The organism is Streptomyces sp. NPDC001204, assembly GCF_053598035.1.
In genome coordinates this window covers 1-1,376 of the sequence record NZ_JBSFJL010000098.1, presented here as the reverse complement: position 1 = coordinate 1,376, position 1,376 = coordinate 1, and the positions used below count along the sequence as shown (strand labels likewise).

The 1,376-nt window shown below is 69.1% G+C and carries 1 protein-coding gene; it reads right to left on the bottom strand.

All coding sequences use genetic code 11. The annotated features are described in order from the left end of the window. Window positions 1-35: 35 nt before the first annotated feature. Entirely contained in the window at window positions 36-1,148 is a 1,113-nt protein-coding gene (locus ACWC91_RS41580) for an ISAs1 family transposase (RefSeq protein WP_450645079.1), read from the bottom strand. Window positions 1,149-1,376: the final 228 nt, after the last annotated feature.

Sequence of the window (1,376 nt, the reverse complement as noted above, 5' to 3'; positions counted from 1 at the left end):
GCAGGGTTCCTTGCATGATCGAGGTCTGTCCGGGTTCATCCGGTGAGGCCGAGGGCTGTCAGGGGTCTGCGACAGTCGCGGGCGGTGTGGCGTAGGGCGGCGGCGATGTTGGTGCGGCCGTCCTGGCGGTGGACGCCGATGGCGAGATTGCGCAGGCTGGCCATGATGCGTGGGAGGCGGCCGGTACGGATCTTGGAGTCGTCCTCTTGGAAAGTGCGGTCGCGGACGTGGTGCAGCAGGTTTTCGATTTTCCAGTGTCCTCTGATCCAGGCGGCGAGTTGGGCGCCGGTCGCCGCGCCGGGCGGCAGGCTGGTGATCAGGTAGACGCGCTCGATGGTGAGCTTTCCGCTGGTGAAGTCCTTCCTCCAGCGCACGACTTGAAGAGCCTGGCGGGCGTCGGGGTAGTCGAGGTGGGCGAAGGCGGCGGTCTTCAGCCGCCGGATCTCCAGGCGGTGGTGGGCTCGGGTGCGGTCGTAGTGGTCGAGCGTGATCTCGTGCCAGGGCAGGCGGCGGATGCGGTCGAACAGACCGGGGTGGTTGGCCTTGACCTGGGCGATGTAGTGGGCACCGCGTTCGCGGAGGTAGGTGCCGTGGGCGTGCTGGGTGTGCAGGGCATCAGCGGTGATGACCGTGCCAGTCAGGTCGACAGTGGACAGTAGGGGCTTGAAGGCGGGGATCTCGTTGCTCTTGTCGGCGACCTGACGCTGGGCGAGGACGTGGCCGGTGTGGTCCATCGCGGCGAGGAGGGTGACATGCGCGGTGGTGGCGGTGCGGGAGCCGCGCAGGGCCTTGCCGTCGACAGCGATCGCCCTCAGTCCGGGGCCGGTCGGGGTGGTGCGGGCGGTGAGGAAGGCTCCGATCGCCTGGTCCAGGGCGTCGCCATCGAGCTGGACGAGGAGACGGCGCAGGGTGTGGGGGTGCGGGACGGACACGGTGCCGGTCAGAGGGTCGACGGGGAAGCCGAGAGCGCGGCAGGCCCATGCGGGCGCGTCGCTGATCCATTCCGTGATCGCGGTGAGTGAGCGGGCGCCGGCCAGGACACTCGCCGCGGCTGCGGTGACCAGGGCGGACAGGCGATAGCGGCGGCCGCGGACGCCTCGCGGGTCGGGAAGCAAGTCCAGGAATCCGGACAGGCGGACTGCGTCCACCAGTGGGGCAGACACGGAAGTCCGGGCCAGTTGGTCCAGCGCGGTGGGCATGAGGGAAGATGCAGGAGCAGGCACGGACTCGCCAAGTGTTCATGGGACTTCGACACTCACATGATCACCGAGACCGTGCCTGCACTGCGTTCGCCCCCTGCCCGAACCGGGACGTCCGCTCCAACGCCGGGCCAGCCCGGCAATCCGGACGGATCGCGATCATGCAACGGCCCCTGG